14 protein-coding genes and 1 other RNA gene are annotated in these 19,878 nt (G+C 73.9%); 2 read left to right on the forward strand and 13 right to left on the reverse strand.

What is annotated here, in order from left to right:
* Window positions 1–154: 154 nt before the first annotated feature.
* The 8 genes from ACFWIC_RS11850 to ftsE form a co-directional block, all read right to left on the reverse strand.
* Window positions 155–436, reverse strand: coding sequence for an HU family DNA-binding protein (locus ACFWIC_RS11850; protein WP_030308200.1), 282 nt, complete (start codon window positions 434–436; stop codon window positions 155–157).
* A gap of 507 nt (window positions 437–943) precedes the next feature.
* Window positions 944–2,416: an NAD-dependent malic enzyme gene (locus ACFWIC_RS11855; RefSeq protein ID WP_329952509.1), complete on the reverse strand. Its 1,473-nt coding sequence runs from the start codon at window positions 2,414–2,416 to the stop codon at window positions 944–946.
* Between the two features lie 383 nt (window positions 2,417–2,799).
* On the reverse strand, window positions 2,800–5,115 hold the full coding sequence (locus tag ACFWIC_RS11860; protein ID WP_329952510.1) for a UvrD-helicase domain-containing protein: 2,316 nt from the start codon (window positions 5,113–5,115) through the stop codon (window positions 2,800–2,802).
* A gap of 153 nt (window positions 5,116–5,268) precedes the next feature.
* Window positions 5,269–5,650: a transfer-messenger RNA gene (gene ssrA, locus ACFWIC_RS11865) on the reverse strand.
* Window positions 5,651–5,755: 105 nt separating this feature from the next.
* Window positions 5,756–6,232: an SsrA-binding protein SmpB gene (gene smpB, locus ACFWIC_RS11870; RefSeq protein WP_329883580.1), complete on the reverse strand. Its 477-nt coding sequence runs from the start codon at window positions 6,230–6,232 to the stop codon at window positions 5,756–5,758.
* 66 nt (window positions 6,233–6,298) lie between these two features.
* Window positions 6,299–7,447: a S41 family peptidase gene (locus ACFWIC_RS11875; protein ID WP_355399116.1), complete on the reverse strand. Its 1,149-nt coding sequence runs from the start codon at window positions 7,445–7,447 to the stop codon at window positions 6,299–6,301.
* Window positions 7,448–7,597: 150 nt separating this feature from the next.
* Window positions 7,598–8,509 (reverse strand): permease-like cell division protein FtsX, encoded by a 912-nt coding sequence (ftsX, locus tag ACFWIC_RS11880; protein WP_329883578.1) that lies wholly within the window; start codon window positions 8,507–8,509, stop codon window positions 7,598–7,600.
* 76 nt (window positions 8,510–8,585) lie between these two features.
* Window positions 8,586–9,275: a cell division ATP-binding protein FtsE gene (gene ftsE / locus ACFWIC_RS11885; protein ID WP_329883577.1), complete on the reverse strand. Its 690-nt coding sequence runs from the start codon at window positions 9,273–9,275 to the stop codon at window positions 8,586–8,588.
* A gap of 351 nt (window positions 9,276–9,626) precedes the next feature.
* Here ftsE and ACFWIC_RS11890 point away from each other — a divergent pair, with 351 nt between their 5' ends.
* The gene (locus ACFWIC_RS11890; RefSeq protein ID WP_329883576.1) at window positions 9,627–9,821 is read left to right on the forward strand and encodes a hypothetical protein; all 195 of its coding nucleotides are present in this window, start codon (window positions 9,627–9,629) and stop codon (window positions 9,819–9,821) included.
* Window positions 9,822–9,923: 102 nt separating this feature from the next.
* Here ACFWIC_RS11890 and prfB read toward each other — a convergent pair whose 3' ends face one another.
* The 3 genes from prfB to ACFWIC_RS11905 all read right to left on the reverse strand — a co-directional run bounded on the left by prfB (window position 9,924) and on the right by ACFWIC_RS11905 (window position 14,670).
* Window positions 9,924–11,039, reverse strand: coding sequence for a peptide chain release factor 2 (prfB, locus tag ACFWIC_RS11895; RefSeq protein ID WP_329883744.1), 1,116 nt, complete (start codon window positions 11,037–11,039; stop codon window positions 9,924–9,926).
* 148 nt (window positions 11,040–11,187) lie between these two features.
* Window positions 11,188–12,447, reverse strand: a complete 1,260-nt coding sequence (locus ACFWIC_RS11900; RefSeq protein ID WP_329952512.1) for a serine/threonine-protein kinase — start codon at window positions 12,445–12,447, stop codon at window positions 11,188–11,190.
* Window positions 12,448–12,723: 276 nt separating this feature from the next.
* The gene (locus tag ACFWIC_RS11905; RefSeq protein ID WP_380518000.1) at window positions 12,724–14,670 is read right to left on the reverse strand and encodes a protein kinase; all 1,947 of its coding nucleotides are present in this window, start codon (window positions 14,668–14,670) and stop codon (window positions 12,724–12,726) included.
* 414 nt (window positions 14,671–15,084) lie between these two features.
* On the opposite strand from ACFWIC_RS11905, the gene ACFWIC_RS11910 reads away from it, so the two are divergent.
* The gene (locus ACFWIC_RS11910) at window positions 15,085–17,931 is read left to right on the forward strand and encodes an FtsK/SpoIIIE domain-containing protein (protein ID WP_380518003.1); all 2,847 of its coding nucleotides are present in this window, start codon (window positions 15,085–15,087) and stop codon (window positions 17,929–17,931) included.
* 114 nt (window positions 17,932–18,045) lie between these two features.
* Here ACFWIC_RS11910 and ACFWIC_RS11915 read toward each other — a convergent pair whose 3' ends face one another.
* Complete coding sequence (locus tag ACFWIC_RS11915) at window positions 18,046–19,101, reverse strand: CU044_5270 family protein (RefSeq protein ID WP_329952515.1); 1,056 nt, start codon at window positions 19,099–19,101, stop codon at window positions 18,046–18,048.
* Window positions 19,098–19,727 carry an RNA polymerase sigma factor gene (locus ACFWIC_RS11920; protein WP_329883572.1) on the reverse strand — a complete coding sequence of 210 codons (630 nt, stop codon included), beginning with the start codon at window positions 19,725–19,727 and terminating at the stop codon, window positions 19,098–19,100. The genes ACFWIC_RS11915 and ACFWIC_RS11920 overlap by 4 nt, the downstream gene beginning before the upstream one ends.
* Window positions 19,728–19,878: the final 151 nt, after the last annotated feature.

Below are 19,878 nucleotides of genomic sequence, written 5' to 3' on the forward strand. Positions count from 1 at the left end.
GGTTTTTTTTATACCCGCCCCCCCCACGGCCCACCCGCGCGAGCCGGGGGGGGGCCCCCGCCCGGGCCGCGGCCCCCCGCCGGGGGGCGCCCCACGGCGAGAGGCCGGGCCCCCCTCACGGGGAGCCCGGCCTCTCAGGCGTTCAAGGGGTGGTTCAGGCGCCCTTGGCGGCTTCCTTCAGCTTGGAGCCGGCGCTGACCTTGGCGCTGTAACCCTCGGGGATCTGGATCGGCTCGCCGGTCTGCGGGTTGCGGGCGGTGCGGGCGGCGCGGTGGGTGCGCTCGAAGGTCAGGAAACCGGGGATGGTGACCTTCTCGTCGCCCTTGGCGACGACCTCGCCGACGATCTCGGCGAAGGCGGCCAGAACGGCGTCGGCGTCCTTGCGGGTCACCTCGGCGCGCTCGGACAGCGCGGCCACCAGCTCACTGCGGTTCATGTGTACTCCTGTGGTCTGTTCGCTTGCGGTGTGCGGGGGCCCATCGGTGCTCCCACCGGGGGGCACCCGGATGGGCCGCAGGTCCGCACACTGTGCTCATGCAGGCAATGCGTGGTCGCGGGCCGGGTCCGCACCCAGTGCCGCGCGCCGTGCCCTCGAAGGCCCGCCTGCCTGCCCGGATACGAATCCTGCCCCGACCGGCCCCGAGAAAGCCAATCGGGCCCCGGCGTCACGACCCGAACAGCGCCCGCCCGCCGGAGGTGTGACGCTCCGTCGGCTCCGGCGGACCGGGCGCGGGCGGCGGTCGGGACGACGCGCCGGAAGACCAGGGGGACGTTCCGTACTTGTCGGACACGCCTGCCCCGTGCAGGGCTACCGTACGCCCTAGGTCCGACAAGCCCAAACACGCCCCTCGCCCTTGTGTCGCAAGGGTTCGGGGCGGGATTGGGCGGGTAAGGTCGCTATTCGGTCATTTGACCGATGCGCGACACGGGCCGAGCGGCCCGGTCAGAGCTTGACGGAGGGGAAGGACGAGGTGTCGAGCGTCCCCACGATGCCCGGGGTCGGCCGCCACGGGGCGGGCGCCTCCGAGGCCGCGGCCAGGGCGGCGTCCCGGACGGCGGAGGCCACGGTCTTGGCGACGTCCTTGTGGAACACGCTCGGGATGATGTAGTTCGGGTTCCGCTCGTCGTCGCCGACGGTGGCGGCCAGCGCCCGGGCGGCGGCGATCATCATCTCGGTGTTGACCGTGCGGCTCTGGGCGTCCAGCAGGCCGCGGAAGACACCCGGGAAGACCAGCACGTTGTTGATCTGGTTCGGGAAGTCGCTGCGGCCGGTGGCGACCACCGCGGCGGTCTGGCGGGCCACCGCCGGGTCGACCTCCGGGTCCGGGTTGGCCAGCGCGAAGACGATCGCGTCCTCGGCCATGGTGGCCAGGTCGTCGCCGTCCAGCACGTTCGGGGCCGAGACGCCGATGAAGACGTCGGCGTCCGCCACGGCCTCCTTGAGGCTGCCGGTGCGGCCCGAGCGGTTGGTGTGCTCGGCGATCCAGCGCAGGCTCTCGTTGAGGTCGTCGCGGCCCTCGTGGACCACGCCCCTCACGTCCGCCACCGTGGCGTGCTCGACGCCGGCGGCCAGCAGCAGCTTGAGGATCGCGGTACCGGCGGCGCCGGCGCCCGACATCACCACCCGGATGTCGGCGATCTCCTTGCCGACCACCTTGAGCGCGTTGGTGAGGGCCGCCAGCACCACGATCGCGGTGCCGTGCTGGTCGTCGTGGAAGACCGGGATGTCCAGGGCCTCGCGCAGCCGGGCCTCGATCTCGAAGCAGCGCGGCGCCGAGATGTCCTCCAGGTTGATGCCGGCGAAGCCCGGGGCGATCGCCTTGACGACGGCCACGATCTCGTCGGTGTCCTGGGTGTCCAGGCAGATCGGCCAGGCGTCGATGCCGGCGAACCGCTTGAACAGGGCGGCCTTGCCCTCCATCACCGGCAGGGCGGCGGCCGGACCGATGTTGCCCAGGCCCAGCACGGCCGAGCCGTCGGTGACCACGGCGACGCTGTTGCGCTTGATCGTGAGGCGGCGCGCGTCCTCGGGGTTCTCGGCGATCGCCAGGCAGACCCGGGCGACCCCCGGGGTGTAGATCATCGAGAGGTCGTCACGGTTGCGGATCGGCAGCTTCGAGGACATCTCGATCTTGCCGCCGAGGTGCATCAGGAAGGTCCGGTCCGACACCTTGCCGATCGCCACGCCGTCGATGGCCCGGAGCTTCTCGACGATCTCCTCGCCGTGCGCGACCGAGAAGGCGGCCACCGTCACGTCGATCCGCAGCGCCTCCAGGCCGGAGGCGGTCACGTCGAGACCCGTCACCGAACCGCCGGAGGACTCGACCGCCGTGGTGATCGCGCTGACGGCGTTGCCTCTGGCCGGAACCTCCAGCCGCACCGTGATCGAGTTCGAGACACTGGGCACCGTCGCCATCGACGTTCCTTCTTCCGTCCGTCCGTCTGCGAGTTCAACAAATTGTTGAGGGCTCTCGCCTGCGCATGCTAGACCTCGATCGTCGCACCTACCAGGGCGTAGTCAGAAATAACGTTCATTGAGTGTGCGGACCCGACAACTTCTTGCCTCAGCGGCCCGATGCGTTACATTGGACGGGACACCGGCTCGATCCAAGCCCCCGGGCCCAACCTTCGTCCCTTCGAGGGACCACTTGCCGCGAGGCGAGCATGGCGGGTCGGTGTCGTAGCTCCTGAAGGCCCCTCACCCGGCGGGTGAGGGGCCTTCGGTGTCGACGGGGGCCGTCGGCGCGCCGGGGACGCACCCGTCGGGCGGGCCCCGGCGAGGGCCCGCCCGACGGCCCGTCAGTCGCGCAGCAGCGCGGGCACGCCGGCCGCGTCCGGCAGGTCGTCCGGACCGGACAGCACCGTCAGCCGCTGGGTGGCCCGGGTCAGCGCCACGTAGAGCACCCGCAGCCCCGCCTCCGACTCCCCGGCGATGCCGGTCGGGTCGGCGACCACGGTCGCGTCGTACTCCAGGCCCTTGGCCTCCAGGCTGCCCAGCGCCACCACGCGCTCGCCCAGCCCCGCGGTCCAGCCGGCCGCCTCGGCCCGCCGGTCCATCGGCACCACGACGGCCACCGTGCCGTCCACCTCGCCCAGCAGCCGCTCCAGTTCGGCCCGGCACGCCGCGCCGAACGCCTCCGGCGCCGGGTCGGTCACCGCCGTGAACCGCGGCTCGACACCCACGTGCCGCACCGCGCTCGGTGACGGCGTGCCGGGCGCCGCCAGGGCCAGGACCTTGGCCGCCACCTCCGCGATCTCGGCCGGGTTCCGGTAGTTCACCGTCAGCGTGTAGCGGCGGCGCGGCTTGCCGGACAGCACGTCGTCCAGCGCGGCCTGGGCCTCCTGCGGGAACGGCCAGGAGGACTGCGCCGGGTCGCCGACGATGGTCCACGTGGCCGTCCGGGCCCGGCGGCCGATCATCCGCCACTGCATCGGGGTGAGGTCCTGCGCCTCGTCGACGATGATGTGCGCGTACTCGGTGCGCTCCAGCGGCATGCGGTCGCGCTGCCTCGACGAGCGGTCGGCGAAGGTGGTGACCTCCTCCAGCCCGGTCAGCAGGTCCACCGCGTCGACCTCGCGCACCTTCGGCCGGGCCGCCTCGCCGAGCAGCACCTGCAGCTCGTCCACCAGCGCCACGTCGTGCGCGGAGAGCGCGCCCTCGCCCTGCTCGGACAGGTGCCGCCAGGACTCGGCCAGCACCCTCGCCTCCTCGGGGGTGACGGCGCGGCGGGCGATCCGGTTGGTGTGCCGGGTCCGCTTCAGCGTGCCGAGCACCCGGCGCGGGGTGACCACGGGCCACCAGGCGTCCAGGAAGTTCAGGAACGGCGGCTCGTCCGAGACGTAGTCGTCGAAGGACTCCTTCTCCTCCTGACGCTGCTCGCGGGCGTAGTGGTCGGTGGGTCTGGGCAGGTGGCGGGTGACCTCCTGCCAGAGCGCGTCCAGCAGCAGCCGGCGGGCCCGCGGGCGGAGCAGGTTCAGCGGGGTGCCGCCCGAGCCGATGACGTTGCCGCGCACCGCCTTGAGCCGGCCGGCGTCCAGCCGCAGCACCTCGCCGCGCGCGACCACCTTCAGCTCCTGCGGCGCGCCCAGCTCCAGCACGCCCCGGGCGGCCCGGCGCAGCAGGTGCGTCATCCGGGCCGAGCCCTTGATCCGGGCCGCCTCCGGGGTGTCGTAGGTGCCCGCCTCGATGCCGTCCACCAGCGAACCGACCGCGCGGACGGCGACCTGGCCCTCCTCGCCCAGCGAGGGCAGCACGCCCTCGGTGTAGGAGACCAGCAGCGGGGTCGGCGAGACCACCAGGATGCCCCCGGCGTAGCGGCGGCGGTCCTGGTAGAGCAGGAAGGCGGCGCGGTGCAGGGCCACGGCGGTCTTGCCGGTACCGGGCCCGCCGGTGACGAGCGTGGCCCCGGCCGCGGGGGCGCGGATCACCTCGTCCTGCTCCTTCTGGATGGAGGAGACGATGTCGCGCATCGAGTGGCTGCGGGCGCGGCCCAGGGAGGCCATCAGTGCGCCGTCGCCGACCACCGCCAGTTCCTCGCCGCCCAGCGTGGGCGTGAGGTCGGGGCGGAGCAGGTCGTCCTCGACGCCGATCACCTTGCGGCCCTTGGAGCGGATCACCCGGCGGCGGATCACCCGACCGGGCTCCAGCGGGGTCGACCGGTAGAACGGCGCCGCGGCCGGGGCCCGCCAGTCGATCACCAGCGGCCCGTACTCGGCGTCCAGCACTCCGAGCCGGCCGATGTGCAGGGTCTCGGCGACGGCCGGGTCGGCCGGGTCGAGCGGGGTGTTGGAGGGGATGCCGTGCTCCTCCGGGGCATCCGGCTGTTGGAGGTCGATCCGACCGAAGAGGAAGTCCTCGAACTCGTTGTTGAGCCGCTGGAGGTGCGCGCCGGCCCGGTACACCTGGGCGTCCCGCTCGGCGAGCGCGCCGGGGGTGCCGACGTGCACGCGCTTGGCGGCGTCCTCCAGGATGTACTCGGCCTCGGCGAGTTTCTCCTCCAGGCGGTGGTAGACGGTGTCGAGGTGGCGCTGCTCCCCGGCGATCTCTCGCGCGCGGACCGTCTCGTGGTCGATGGCGGCGCTGCCCGTGTTGCTGGTGTCCGTGTTGCTCTGCATGGCCTCGGTGGTTGCGGCGGGAGTCCGGCTCTGGGAAACGAGCGGACGGAAGATCCTACGCCGCGACCGCGGTGGCGCGCCGCATCGGGAGCGAAAAACATGCAGGCCGCCCACCGCTGAGCGGTGGGCGGCCTGCACACTGTGAACATGGGGTGGTGGAGATGCCGGGAATCGAACCCGGGTCCAGTGGAGTGGATTCAGGACTTCTCCGAGCGCAGTCCGCTGTGATTTTCTCGGCCCTGGCAGTCACGCGGACAAGCCGCCAACAGGCCCAGCTACTGTTTGATTTCCCATCCACCCCCGCAGCCCGGGTGGACGGTTGAGTTCCCTAGATTATGCCAGGGTCCGGGTCGGGAACTCCCCGGTCTGACACCCAAGCGCTATCGGAGCTTATTAGGCAGCGAGAGCGAACTGCTGGGAATCGCTCTTAGAGTTGGCGATTATTTGTTTGCGACACGTGGTTAACGAGATCATTGCCGCGTTCCTCGGCTCGCTTCTCCTGTTTCGACTTCCCCTGTCGAAACCGATCATCCCCATGTTTTTTTGAGAAACAACAGGACGTTGACCGTCCGTGGTGCTGCCGCCATACTACGCGAGGCGACGGGCGAGGGTCCAGCCGATTAACGCCGAGCCGTCCGTGTCAGCTCTGACGCCGGCGGGCCGCCGCCACCGCGCGGGCCGTCTCGCGGGTGTCCTGCTTCTCCCTCAGGGTCTGCCGCTTGTCGTAGAGCTTCTTGCCGATCGCGAGCGCCAGTTCGAGCTTCACCCGGCCGTCCTTGAAGTACAGCGAGAGCGGGACGAGGGTGTGGCCCGCGTCCCGGACCTTCGCCTCGATCTTCTGGATCTCCATCCTGTGCAGGAGCAGCTTGCGCTTGCGCCGTGCCGCGTGGTTGGTCCACGTCCCCTGGGTGTACTCGGGGATGAAGACGTTGTCGATCCACGCCTCGTGGTTCTGGATGTACGCGTAGCCGTCGACCAGGTTGGCCCGACCCTCGCGCAGTGACTTCACCTCGGTGCCGGTGAGCACGAGACCGCACTCGTAGGTGTCGAGGATGGTGTACTCGTGTCGCGCCTTCTTGTTCTGCGCGATCAGCTTCTGTCCGGTTTCCTTTGCCATAGCGTCGGCCATTCTCGCACTTCGGGGCCGGTCGGGGCAGCCCCTTTTGGGCGCGCGCGCCGGGGTTCAGGCGCGGGTGCCCAGGCCGGCGAGCACCCGCAGGGCGAGTCCGGCGGTGTCCTCGGCGTCGGCCGCGGGCACGTCCGGGGCCAGGCCGGTGCCCTCCGGGGAGCGGCCGGCCGGGGTGAAGTAGCGGCCGACGGTCAGTTCCAGCACCGCGCCGTCGGCGAGCCGGCTGGGCTGCTGCACGGTGCCCTTGCCGAACGTCCTGCTCCCGACCACCACGGCCCGGCCGCGGTCCTGGAGCGCTCCGGTGAGCAGCTCGGCGGCGCTCATCGTGCCGCCGTCCACCAGGACGACGAGCGGTGTGCGCTGGTCCCCGCCGGGCGGGGCGGTCAGCTCGCGCGTCCCCCCGCGGTCCTGGTAGGAGCCGACCGGGCCGCCGTCCAGGAAGACCCCGGCGGTGCCGGCGGCCTCCTCGACCAGCCCGCCGGAGTTGCCGCGCAGGTCGAGCACCACCCCGGCCCGCGCGTCACGCACGGCGGCCCGGACCTGCTCGGCCACCCCGCTGGTGAAGGCCCGGACGGTGACCCGGACGACGCCGCCCGCCAGGCGTTCGGCGGCCACCTGCTGACTGTCCAGCAGGGCCCGGCGCAGGCGCACCTCGCGGACCTCGCCCTCCCCCCGCTGCACCGCCAGGACCACCTCGGAGCCGACCTGCCGCTCGCCGTCCTCGCGTCCGCGCAACCGGGCGACCACCTCGGTGACGGGCAGGTGGTCGGCCTGGTCGGCGCCGATCCGCAGCAGCCGGTCGCCGACCGCGATCCCGGCGGCGGCGGCGGGCCCGGCGGGCTGCACCCGGGAGACGGCGGTGGCGCCGTCCTGGCCGCGGCCGACCGAGAGGCCGACCCCGACGTAGCGGCCGCCCAGGCCCTGGCTGAACTCGGCGTACTCCTGCGCGCTGTAGTAGGCGCCCCAGCGGTCGCCGACCGCACCGATGAGGTGCTCGGCCTGCTGTTCGGACAGGTCGGCGCCGGCCGGGTCCTGGCCCGCCCCGAGGGTCGCGGCGGCGACCCGGGCGGTGTCCGCCGACGGCGGCCGGCCCGGCGTGCCCGGCTCCCCCCAGGCGCCGGTGGCGGCGCCGGCCAGCAGCACCACACCGAACACCAGGCTGAGGGTGGCCACCTGACGGGCCCCGCGCGGAGTTACTGGCATGGAATCGGAGTGTAGGCGCAGCGCGGAGCACACCGGGCCGGAACGGTCGGCGGCGGAACGGCGGCGGCCCCGGACGGCGCAGTGCCGTCCGGGGCCGCCGGGGCCCTCGGAGCCGTCGGGCCCGGCGCGGTGCCGGGCCTTGAGGCGGTGCTAGACCTTGAGGTACTTCCGCAGGGTGAAGAAGGCCGCGATGCCGGCCATCGCCATGCCGACCACCACCAGCAGCGGTATCACCGCCAGCACCGAGCCGAGCCCGATGAAGTTGATGAACTGGACCCGCTCGGCCAGCCAGCTGTGGACGAAGAAGTGGCCGCAGAGCAGCAGGCCGGAGGCCATCACCGCACCGAGCAGCGCGGAGAACGCGGCCTCGGCGATGAACGGCATCTGCACGTAGAAGTTCGAGGCACCGACCAGGCGCATGATGCCGGTCTCACGCCGCCTGCTGTACGCCGACACCCGAACGGTGTTGACGATCAGCAGCAGGGCGACGAAGAGCATCAGCACCATGATCACGAACGCCGCCGTCTGCAGACCGTTCAGCAGACCGAAGAGGTTCTCCAGGATCTTCCGCTGGTCCTCGACCGACTTCACGCCGGGCTTGCCGGCGAAGGCGCTCTGGATGACGTCGTACTTGGTCGGGTCCTTGAGCTTCACCCGCCAGGACTGCGGGATGGCCTCCGGGCCGAGGACGGAGATGAGCGGGTTGTCCGGGTTCATCTCCTTCCAGTGCTTGTACGCCTCGGCGGAGTTCTCGAAGGTCGAGGACTGGACCACCGAGTCCATCTTGTCCAGCTGGGTCTTGATCTCGGCGATCTGCTGGTCGGTGGCCGCGCCCGCCTGGCACTGCGGCGAGTTGCGGGCGTCCGACTTGGTGCAGAAGTAGATGCTGACCTCGACCTTGTCGTACCAGTACCCCTTCATGGAGTTCACCTGGTCCCGGACCAGGAGCGAGGCACCGGCGAGGGCGAGGGAGAGCGCGACACTGACGACCACCGCGATGGTCATCGTCAGGTTGCGGCGGAGACCCACACCGATCTCCGACAGGACGAACTGGGCGCGCATGCGTTCAACAACTCCAGGGTCGGTACTGCTGGTCGGGCGAGGCGGGCGGGCTGCCCACGGGCTCAGCGCTGAGGGATCAGTGCTGGTATCCGTAGACGCCGCGGGCCTGGTCGCGGACCAGCAGCCCCTTGTCGAGCTCGATGACGCGCTTGCGCATCTGGTCGACGATGGCCTGGTCGTGGGTGGCCATCAGCACGGTGGTGCCGGTGCGGTTGATCCGGTCGAGCAGCTTCATGATGCCGATCGAGTTCTGCGGGTCGAGGTTGCCGGTGGGCTCGTCCGCGATCAGCAGCATCGGGCGGTTCACGAACGCCCGGGCGATCGCCACGCGCTGCTGCTCACCACCGGACAGCTCGCCCGGCATGCGGTCCTCCTTGCCGCCGAGGCCGACCAGGTCGAGCACCTCGGGCACCACCTTGTTGATGGCGCTCTTCGGCTTGCCGATCACTTCGAGGGCGAAGGCCACGTTCTGCGAGACCGTCTTGTTCGGCAGCAGGCGGAAGTCCTGGAAGACGGTGCCCAGCTGGCGGCGCATGTGCGGCACCTTCCAGTTGGAGAGCTTGCCCAGGTCCTTGCCGAGCACGTGCACCTCGCCCGTGCTGGGGCGCTCCTCGCGCAGGCAGAGGCGCAGGAAGGTGGACTTGCCCGAGCCGGACGAGCCGACCAGGAAGACGAACTCACCCTTCTCGATCTCCAGCGAGACGTTGTCCAGGGCGGGACGATTCTGCTTGGGATAGGTCTTGGAGACGTTGTCGAATCTGATCACGGCTGCATCACGGAGGCCATCCTAGGCGGCGCCAGTCCTCGGTCGGTCCACCCCTCGGCTTGCCCGGCCCAGGGGCGGGCGAGGGGAGCGAAAGGGCCGCTCCCGGCTTGGGACCATACGCGAAGCGACGCCGCGCTCGCAGGCTCGGGCCTCGACGGAACCGGAAACCTGGGGGAGAATGACCGGCTTTGCCCCGAATATTGGGAGCCATCTCACAGCCCGGGGGCCGGAATGCGGAGAACCTGGCAGAGTGGAGGTGGCGGTCGGGGTTGACCGATCCCCCGCACAGGGCACATGAAGGAACCAAGGCCCGGTCCGGTGCGTTGGCTGTAGCAGCGAGGAGGAGATCGCATGACCTGCGACCATCTGGTGTGCGCCAACTGCAACGGCCGAGTGAGCGAGGGCCGCTGCCCCACGTGCCGTGCCACCCGGGCCAGGCTGCAGGAGCAGCAGAACCCGTTCGCCGCGCTCTCCCCCGCGATGCTGCTGGCCGTCCTGGCCGGACTGCTCGCGGTGGCGCTGCTCGCGCGGCAGGCGCTGGCCTGACCGGGACGCACCACATCGGAGAGGCCCCCGACCGCTTGCCGGTCGGGGGCCTCTCCGTCTCACCTGGTCCGCGGTTCCGCTGTTGCGCGGGGAACCGCCGTCCTACTGCTGCGCGGCGGTCTCGCGCTGCTTGCGCCAGCGGATGCCGGCCTCGATGAAGCCGTCGATGTCGCCGTCCAGCACGCCCTGCGGGTTGCCGACCTCGTACTCGGTCCGGACGTCCTTGACCATCTGGTACGGGTGCAGCACGTAGGAGCGCATCTGGTTGCCCCAGGAGCTGCCGCTGTCCTTGAGGGCGTCCATCGCCGCCCGCTCCTCCTGGCGGCGCCGCTCCAGCAGCTTCGCCTGGAGGACGTTCATCGCGGACGCCTTGTTCTGGATCTGCGAGCGCTCGTTCTGGCAGGAGACCACCACGCCGGTCGGGAGGTGCGTGATGCGCACCGCCGAGTCGGTGGTGTTGACGCCCTGACCGCCCGGGCCGGACGCGCGGTACACGTCGATGCGCAGCTCGCCCTCGTCGATGTCGACGTGGTCGGACTGCTCGACGACCGGGAGCACCTCGACACCGGCGAACGAGGTCTGCCGGCGGCCCTGGTTGTCGAAGGGCGAGATGCGGACCAGGCGGTGGGTGCCCTGCTCGACCGAGAGGGTGCCGTAGGCGTACGGGGCCTTGACGGTGAAGGTGGCGGACTTGATGCCGGCCTCCTCCGCGTACGAGGTGTCGTAGACCTCGGTCGGGTAGCCGTGGCGCTCGGCCCAGCGCAGGTACATGCGCATGAGCTGCTCGGCGAAGTCGGCGGCGTCCACGCCACCGGCCTCGGCACGGATGTTGATCAGCGCCTCACGGGCGTCGTACTCGCCGGAGAGGAGGGTGCGGACCTCCAGCTCCTCGACCGCCTTGCCGACGGCCGCCAACTCGGTCTCGGCCTCGACGCGGGTGTCCGCGTCGTTCTCGGCCTCGGCCAGTTCGAACAGGACGCCCAGGTCGTCGATGCGGCTGCGCAGGCCCTCGACCCTGCGCAGTTCACCCTGGAGGAAGGAGAGCCTGCTGGTCACCTTCTGCGCGTTCGCGAGGTCGTCCCACAGGTTGGGGGCCGCTGCCTCCTCCTCCAGGACCGCGATGTCGGCCCGGATCTTGTCCAGGTCGAGGACGGCCTCGATCGACCCCATGGTCGTTTCGAGGTTCTTGAGCTCTTCGGAAGGATCGACGGCTGCCACGCCCCCAGGGTAATGGTTCCCGGGAGGCACCGGACGACCCCGGGGGGCGTCCGGGCCCGCGAGCGCGCCGCCCGGCCCGCCCCGACGGGCCTGCGGGACGTCCCCCGGGGCCGTCCGGCTCTGCCCCGCGGGGCAGGGTCGCGGCGCCCTAAGGGGCCCGCGGCGCCGTCGGGACGACGGCCGGGCGGGGACCCGGCCCGGCGTCCGGAACGGTGGCGGCGAACGCGGTCCAGGCCGCCGCGGCGCCGGCCAGCAGCAGCACCGTGGCCAGCAGGACCGCCAGCATCCGGCGGCGGCGCAGCAGCGCCTGGCGGTCCCGGCGGTGCGCCGCGCCCGGGGCGGTCCGCTGCGCCCGCGACTCGGCCGCGTACGAGGCCAGCTCGTCCGCGGAGGGGCGGCGCAGGCTGGTGTGGGTGTCCCGGGTGGAGTCCGGGGCGGCCCCCGGGACCAGCGGGACGGCCGGGCCGCGCCGCCGCTTGTGGGTGCCCGGTCCGGCGTCCACCTCGGCGTACACCGCCTCGCCCGGGGTGAGCTGCTCCTCGGCCGCCGGGCGGCCCTGCTGCGGGACGGCCAGCACCGGCAGCCCGGCCATCGCGGGCAGCTGCTCGCGCAGCCGGGTGGCCAGCTCGGCCGCGCGCAGCCGGGAGGCGGGGGCCTTGGCCAGGCACTCGGCGATGATCCGCCAGAGGCCGTCGGGCAGGCCCGGGATCGGCGGCACCTGCTCGGTGACGTGCCGGCGCAGCACCGCGCCGGTGTGGCCGCCGCCGAACGGGGTGAAGCCCGCCAGCAGCTCGTACAGCACGGTGGCGAGGGCGTAGATGTCGACGGCCGCGCGCGGTTCCAGGCCCTCGATGATCTCAGGGGCGAGGTAGTCGGGGGTGCCGATGATCCGGGTGGCACGGGTCCGGCGCGGGGCGTCGACCAGCCGGGCGACGCCGAAGTCGGTCAGCTTGGCGCGCGGGGCGCCACCGGGCCCGGGGGCTGCGGAGAGGTCGAGCAGGACGTTCTCCGGCTTGACGTCGCGGTGCACGATGCCGGCCGCGTGGGCGGCGGCCAGGCCGTCGGCGACGTCCGCGATGACCGAGACTGCGGTCTGCGGGGCGAGCGCGCCGTCCCGTTCCAGCCGGGACCGCAGGTCGGTGCCCTGGACCAGCTCCATGACGAGCGCGAGGTCGTTGCCGTCGACCACCATGTCGCGCACGCCGACCACCCGGGGGTGGTCGAGGCTGGTGAGCGCCGCGCGTTCCTGCACGAAACGGCCGACCAGCACCTGGTCGGCCGCGAGGTCCTCGCGGAGCAGCTTGACCGCGACCGGGCCGTCCGGGCCCTCACCGAGCCAGACCGTCCCGGCCGAGCCCCGGCCGATCACCTGGTGGACGGTGTAGCGGCTGCCGATCTTGCGTGCCAATGCTGCTCCGTGGGCGGCGGGAGCGTCCCGGGAGGGTGCGGGGCGCTCGGTGGGGCGGGACAACAGCGACCAACCTACGCGTCCGGGCGCCCTCCGGGGGCCGCCTGACGGTGCTCGGCGGGTACTGGGGGCCGAGAAATCTTGTGAATTATCGACATAGCGTCAATCCCGTTGCCGGTCGGGCCCGCGGCACCGCCCCCGGCGGGGCCGGTGGCCGGCGGGCCCCGTCGTCGGCCCCGCGGGCCCCGCCCCGGGCCGGCCTCCCCGGGCCGGCCGTCAGTTCTTCGCGTTGCCGAACAGGTGGCTCACCCAGTCGCTCGCGTCGGAGAACCAGCCCTGCACGCTGTCCCAGTACTCCGGCAGCGGGGTGAAGTTCCACAGCGCCACCGCGGCCACCGCCAGGACCAGCAGCACCATCAGACAGCCCTTCAGGCAGCCGAGGCCCGGGATGTACATCCGGTTGCGGCTGCGCGGACGCCGTTCGCGGGCGGGCGCCGCCTCCCGGCGGGACGGCTCCTGCGGCGGCTCGGCCCGGCGCTGCGGAGGCTCACGGCGCTGGGGGGCGGGCGGCTCCGCCCGGCGCGGGGGCGCCGGCGGGGCGGACTGCTGCGGCGCCGGACGGTGACCGCCCTGCGGGCCGGCCGGGGCCTGCTGCCCGTACGGCTGGGGCGGCTGTCCGTGCGGCGGCCGGCCGCCCTGCGGGGCCTGGTTGTGCTGCGGCGGCCGGTTGTAGCCGCCGGGCGGCTGCGGACGACCCGCCGGAGGTGCCTGGTAGGGCGGCGGCGCGACCGGCGGACGCTGGGCGTAGCCCGGCGGCGGCGGGGCCTGCCGGTAGCCGCCCGGCTGCTGCGGGGCCTGCTGCGGCGCCTGGTGGCCCTGCGGCGGGCCGGGCGGGCGCCCGCCGGCCTGGTACGGCGCCGGGGCGACCGGCGGGGCGTCGAAGTCCTCGGGGGCGAAGTAGCTGACCTCGGTCTGCTGGTTGCGGTCGCGGGCCGCGCGCAGCTGGGTCTGCCACGGGTGCGGCGCCTCGGGCTGCGGCGGGCCGGGCGGGGGCGGCGGCACGGGCGGCATCATCCGGGTCGCGGCGGCCGGGTCGTACGGGGGCGGCTGGGTGCCCATCACCCGCGTCGCGGCCGCCGGGTCGTACTCCTGGCCGGGCTGGCCGAACTGACCGGGCTGACCGGGCTGGCCCGGCTGGCCCGGCTGGCCCGGCTGGCCTGCCGGGAGCACCTGGGTGCGGTCCTCGGCGCCGGGCGCGCCGAACGGTCCGCCCGGCACCCCCATCGGGGCGCCCGGCACCGGGGCGGGCTGCCGGTCCGGCTGGAGCAGGGCACCGACGGCCAGCGCCGCGTCCACCGCCGCCGGGGAGGCGTGCACGCCCACCCCGGCCGCGACCACGCGCAGCGCGCGGGCCAGCGTCACGGCACTCGGCCGCTGCGCCGGGTCCTTGCGCAGGCAGCGCTCGATCACCGTCCAGAGCGGCTCGGGCATCGTGGACGGACGCTGCGGCTCCTGGGCGAGGTGGGCCTGGAGCACGGCCAGCGGGTTGTCGCCCTGGAACGGCTGGCGGCCGGTGACCAGCTCGTACAGCATGATCCCGGCGCCGTAGACGTCCACCGCGGAGGTCTGCGGGCGGCCCTCCGCGGACTCCGGGGCGACGTAGGCCGGGGTGCCGACGAACTCGTGGCTGCGGGTGATGCCCGGGGAGTCGGCGAGCCGGGCGATGCCGAAGTCGGTCAGCATCGGGTGCATCTGCTCGGTGCCGTCCACGACGGCGGTCGCGAGCAGGACGTTGGCCGGCTTGAGGTCGCGGTGGACGATGCCGTCGGCGTGGCTGACGGCCAGCGCGTCGGCGACCTGGGCCATCAGCAGGGCCCCGGCGATCGGGCTGAACGGGCCGTTGCCGCGCAGGTAGCGGGCCAGGTCGGGGCCGTCGATCAGGTCCATCACCAGGGCGAGCAGCTCGCCCTCGACGACCAGGTCGCGGACCTTGACGATGTTCGGGTGGGTGAGCCGGACCAGGACCGAGCGCTCGCGCAGGAAGCGCATCACGACGTCGGGGTCGGCGGCGAGCTCCTCGCGCAGCACCTTGATCGCGACCGACTGCCCCGGCTCGCTGCCGGGCACGGCGACGTCGGCGCGGACCCGTCCGCGCCAGACGGTGCCGGTGGCGCCCCGCCCGAGGGTCTCCTCAAGCACATACTTGCTGCCGACTGGCCGCACCTGTCGCACTCCTCGCCGTGCCGCCCGCGCGGGGCACTCCCCCGCAGGTGCGGTGAGCCTGCCGGGCCCGTGTTTCCGGCCACTCTAACGGTGTCCGTTCATGTTTTTGAGGCGACCGGCGAGGGGGTTCGCCCGGGTTGGGGGACATCCCCTAGGGGACGACCCGGAGGCCTCCGGCCGCGTTCGCCCCGGCCGCGGGCAGGGCGGCGGTTGACCTGACCCTCCGTCGCCTCCACCATGGCGATGATCGCAAGATCGTCAGATCCGGTACCGTGCGCGGACTGTCCGTGACGGATGGCAGGATGACAGTCGCCACTCTTGTGGCCCATGCGGTGCCGGCCACGCCGACGTCACTCGCGGCGGGCCGGGGCAGCGGCACCAGGCGTCACACCAGCAGAAGGGACCGCGGGCGAGATGCAGATCCGGCTGACCGTCCTCCGACCGCGCAGCGGACCGGCAGTCGCCGGCTCCGCCATCCCCTACGTCGACGTGCTGGTCACCGCGCCCGTCGGCACCGCGCTCGGATCCCTCGCGGGCGCGCTCGCGGGCGCCGTGGGCGTGCGCGGCCCGCGGGCCGCCACCCACGTGCACCTGTACGCCGGGGCGCACCGGGTGGACGAGCACACGCTGCTCGGCCACCCCCCGCTGCTGGACGGCGCCGTCCTCAGCCTCAACGAACCCGACCCGACCGCCGACGACCCCGACGACGGCCCGGCCGCCGCCGAGCTCCGGGTGGTCGGCGGCCCCGACGCCGGCGGCGTGCACCGCCTGCACGGCCGGGAGATCCGGGTCGGCCGTTCGGGCGAGGCCGACGTCCCGATCGACGACCCGGACGTCTCCCGGCTCCACCTCTCCCTGCACCTCGCCGACGACGGCACGGTGACCGTCCGCGACCTCGGCTCGACCAACGGCACCACCGTGGACGGCCGGATCGTGCCGCCCGGCCCGCCCGAGGAGGCCGTCCCGCTCGACGGCACCGGACTGCTCCGGATCGGCGAGTCCACCCTCCGGGTCACCGGCCCGGAGGCCGGGGACGCCCCCGGGGCGCCCGCCCGCGCCGCGCTCCCCGACGGCCACGGCCACCTCCAGCTCGCCGCCCCCGCGCCCGTCCGCCCCGCGCCGCCCGCCGCCGAACCGCCCGCCGCGCCGGAGCCGCCCACCGGCCGGGGCCGCGGCCTGCTCTCGCTCCGGCTCGGCCGCACCGCCGCCGAGCCGCCCGGCCAGGAGAGCGCCGAGCGCCACCACGCCGCCGTCCGCACCCGGCAGGCCGCCGCCCAGCGCGAGCGCTGGCCCGACCTCGCCACCCTGCTGCTCAACGCGCTCGGCCCCGGCCCCCGGCTCTGGGAGCGCGGCCCCGGCCACCCCGACGCGCTCACCCTGCGGCTCGGCACCGCCGACCGGCCCGGCGGCCCCGGCACCTCCCCCGGCACCGTGCTGCCCGCCGTCCCGGTCACGCTCGACCTGCAGACCGCCGGGAGCCTCGGCCTCAGCGGACCGCGCGACCGGCTCGACGCGCTCACCCGCGCCGTCGTCGCCCAGCTCGCGGCGCTGCACCCGCCGACCGGGCTCAGCCTCGTCGTGGTCGACGCCGACCCGGCCCGCGCCCCGCAGGACCGCGCCGACACCTGGGCCTGGGCGCTCTGGCTGCCCCACCTGCGCCCCACCGACGGCCAGGACTGCCGGCTGCTGCTCGGCCTCGACGACGACCAGGCCACCGCCCGGCTCACCGAGCTCACCACCCGCCTCACCGGCCCGACCGGTCTCGGCGGCCACCCCGCCACCGTCGTGGTGGTCGACGGGCGCCCGAACAGCCAGGCCGCCCGGCAGGCCCTCGACCTGCTGTTGCGACAGGGCCCGGCCGTCGGCATCTTCCCGGTCTGCCTCGCCGAACAGCCCGAACTGCTGCCCCGCGGCATCGGCGCCACCGCCCTGATCACCGGCGAGGTCGGCACCCAGCTCTCGCTCGACCGGCCGGTCGCCCGCGGCCGGGAGACCCTGCACGAGGTCTCCCTCGACGCGGTCTCGGACGCCTGGGCCGAACGGCTCGCCCGCGTCCTCGCCCCGCTGCGCGAGGCCGCACCCGTCACCCGCGGCCCGCTCCCGGACGCCCTGCGCCTGCTCGACCTGCTCCAGCTCGACACCGTCACCCCCGCCAAGCTCTCCGCCCGCTGGGACGCGCACGCCGGCGGCATCGGCGCCGCCACCGCCCTGCTCGGCACCACGCGCGACGAGCTCTGCACCCTCGACCTCGCCGACCCGGAGCTCACCCTCCCGTCCCCCGACCCGGGCGGCCCGCACCTGCTGGTCGGCGGCGCGCGCGGCTCCGGCAAGACCGAGCTGCTGCGGACCCTGATCGCCTCGCTGGCGGTCTCCGAGCGCCCCGAGCGGCTGGCCGTCACCGTCGTCGAGGGCCGGGCCGGCGAGGACGGCCTCGCCGGGTGCACCGAGCTGCCGCACGTCACCGGGCTGGTCAACGCCGCCACCGACCCGCGCGCGGCGCTGCTCGCCGCCGAGGCGCTGGAGGACGAGCTGGTGCTGCGCGAGCGGCTCTTCGACGGGCTGGACTTCGCCTCCTGGCACGCCACCCGCATCCTCGACGGGGGGCTCGACGACACCCTCCACGCCGACCGGCCGGCCGTCCCCGTCCCCGCCGTCGTCGGTGCGGGCGGCACGCCGTCCGTGCCCCGGATCGTCCAGCCCCGCAGCTCCGAACCGCCGGCGCCGCCCGCCGCGCCGGCCGCACCCGCCGGCCCGGTCCCGGCCCGGCTCGTCGTCGTGGTCGACGACTACGACGCGCTGCTCTCCCCCACCTCCCCGGCCGGCCGGCCGCTCGCCCGGGCACTGGCCGCCGTCGCCAGGCGCGGCGGCCCGCTCGGCGTCCACCTCGCGGTGGCCACCGGACGCCCGGAGGAGAGCGCCGGCACCGAGGTCGACGAGGCCGCCCTGCTGCGGATCGCGCTGCGCACCGACGACCCGGCCGACTCCGACCTGCTCATCCACCTCGGCGACGCCGCCGCGCTGCCGGACTCCACCCCGGGCCGCGGCTACCTGCGGCTGCCGGACGGCGGCGTGACCGCGTTCCAGACCGCCCGGATCAGCGGCCGCATCCCGCGCACCGCCACCCTGCGGCCCACCGTCGTCGCGATCGACCCGCTCCAGCTGGGGGCGCCGCCGGCCCGTCGTCCGGTGCGCGAGCTGGGCAACGGGCCGACCGACCTCGCCCTGCTCGCCAGCGCGCTGCAGCGGGCGGCCGGGCGCTGACCCCACGGGCACGCCGGGCACCGGGCTCGGGGCACCAGGGGCACCGGGCACCGGCACCGAAAACGGCTGTGGGGCCCGCTTCCACCGGGCCCCACAGCTTCACTGACGACGCGATCAGGCGTTCTTCTGCTTCGGCTCCTCACCGGCCTGGGCGGTGACCGTGCGGCCCAGCACCGCCGAGTGCCCGGACACCGTGCCCGGCTTGCCCAGGTCGCTGCCCTCGCCGACGACGACCAGACGCTCGCCGAGGAACTCGTGGGTCTTCGGGTCGAAGATCCACTCGCTCCGGACGCCGCCGTCCACGTGCGCCACGGCCACACCGTGCCGGCCTGACGCGTCCACCGAGTCGTCGATCACGGTGACCCCGGGGATCTTCGCCGCCGCCCGGTAGAGCGCGGCGCTGACCGCCGGCGGCGCCAGCTGCTCGCGCAGCAGGTCGCCGATGGTCGTGAAGGCCTCCTGGTCGGGGGTCCGGCCCTGGCCCTTGGTCTCCGTGTAGATCTTCTTCAGCAGCGCGTCCGGGTCGGTCGGCAGTCCGGCCAGGTACGCGTACGTCGGAGCGTTCAGGCTCGGCTTGGTGGTCGGGTCGACCCACTCGCCGCCGTCGGTGCGCGGCGCGGGACGCGTGTCCCCGGGCTTGCGCTCGCCCGTCTCGTGGGACCTCCCCTCCTCCTTCAGCACGCCCCACTGGCTGCCGTCCGCCGAGAGCCAGATCTGACGGCGGTGCGGCTTGTCGATGGTCGACTCGCCGGTGGCCAGGTTGACGGTGGCGAAGGAGACCAGGCTGTCCACGTAGACGAACTGGTTCTTGCCGGGCTTCTGGTCGGGCTTGCCGGCCGCGGTGTCGGCGACCTGCGTCAGCAGCTGCACGGCGGCGGCCGGGGCCGCGTTCAGCGTGGTGTCCCCGGTGGTCCGGCTCTGGACCTGCTGCTGCTTCTGCGGGCTGCCCTCACCGCCGCCCGCCGTCAGCACCACCGCCAGCGCCAGACCGCCCGCCAGGGCAGGAACCGCCACCCAGCCGAGCTTTCCGCGTCGGACCCGCGCGGGCTTCGTCTCCCGGATCTCACTCATCAGATGTCCCCTCAACAGCCGGTGGCGGTCGGCAGAGAGTTCGGGCCGCGCCGGCGGCGGCAACAGCCGCGCCAGCTCCGCACGTTCGTGCTCGTTCATCGGTTCGTCTCCCGTGTCGACCGGGCCGCATCGACGCGGCCACCCCGTACCTGTCCGACCTCCGCGCGGAGTTCCCGTCCACTTCCGAGCTCTTCCTCCGCCAGCGCACGCAGCTTGGTGCGGGCGCGCGAGAGCCGCGAACGCACCGTCCCGATCGGCACCCCGAGGGCCTCCGCGGCGCTCGCGTAGTCCAGCCCGGCCCAGACGCAGAGGCCGAACACGTCCCGCTCGGCCTTCCGCAACCGGACCAGGGCGCGCCGGGCGGCGGCCAGCTGGGCACTGTCGTCGAGGCGCCCGACCAGCTCGTCGGCGAAGTCCGGCACCACGTCGCGCTCCGGCAACCGCTCCATCGCGGCCCGGTGCCGCCGGGCCGCACGGGCCGTGTTGCGCAGCACGTTGGCGGCGACCCCGAACAGCCAGGGGCGCACCGACTCGTCGCCCTCGTGCAGTCTGTGGCGCAGCCGCCACGCCTCCAGGAAGGTCAGCTGGACGACGTCCTCCGCGACCGCCCAGTCCCCCGACACCCGCACCGCGTACCGGTACAGGTCACCCGCCGTCTCGTCGAACAGCTCCCCGAACGCCCACTGGTCCCCGCTCCTCAACCGACCCCGCTGTGACAGCTCCACACCCCCACCTGTCCGCACCGGCCCACCGGGTTCCCGGACAGCACAACACGGCGGGGCCCCGAGCGGAGGCCCGGGCCGCCCGGGTGAAAAACCCCGCGACAACGCCGAAAGCCCCAGGGCGGCACGGGGGGGCAGAGCGGGCAAGCCGCCC

This window comes from Kitasatospora sp. NPDC127035 (assembly GCF_042726075.1).
GTDB lineage: Bacteria > Actinomycetota > Actinomycetes > Streptomycetales > Streptomycetaceae > Kitasatospora.

Coding starts and splice junctions, on each gene's coding strand:
- ACFWIC_RS11860 (WP_329952510.1), bottom strand. CDS start 5,115: ATGCAGAGCAACACGGACACCAGCAACACGGGCAGCGCCGCCATCGAC.
- ACFWIC_RS11875 (WP_355399116.1), bottom strand. CDS start 7,447: ATGCCAGTAACTCCGCGCGGGGCCCGTCAGGTGGCCACCCTCAGCCTG.
- ACFWIC_RS11850 (WP_030308200.1), bottom strand. CDS start 436: ATGAACCGCAGTGAGCTGGTGGCCGCGCTGTCCGAGCGCGCCGAGGTG.
- ftsX (WP_329883578.1), bottom strand. CDS start 8,509: ATGCGCGCCCAGTTCGTCCTGTCGGAGATCGGTGTGGGTCTCCGCCGC.
- smpB (WP_329883580.1), bottom strand. CDS start 6,232: ATGGCAAAGGAAACCGGACAGAAGCTGATCGCGCAGAACAAGAAGGCG.
- ACFWIC_RS11910 (WP_380518003.1), top strand. CDS start 15,085: ATGCAGATCCGGCTGACCGTCCTCCGACCGCGCAGCGGACCGGCAGTC.
- ACFWIC_RS11915 (WP_329952515.1), bottom strand. CDS start 19,101: ATGAACGAGCACGAACGTGCGGAGCTGGCGCGGCTGTTGCCGCCGCCG.
- ACFWIC_RS11890 (WP_329883576.1), top strand. CDS start 9,627: ATGACCTGCGACCATCTGGTGTGCGCCAACTGCAACGGCCGAGTGAGC.
- ACFWIC_RS11855 (WP_329952509.1), bottom strand. CDS start 2,416: ATGGCGACGGTGCCCAGTGTCTCGAACTCGATCACGGTGCGGCTGGAG.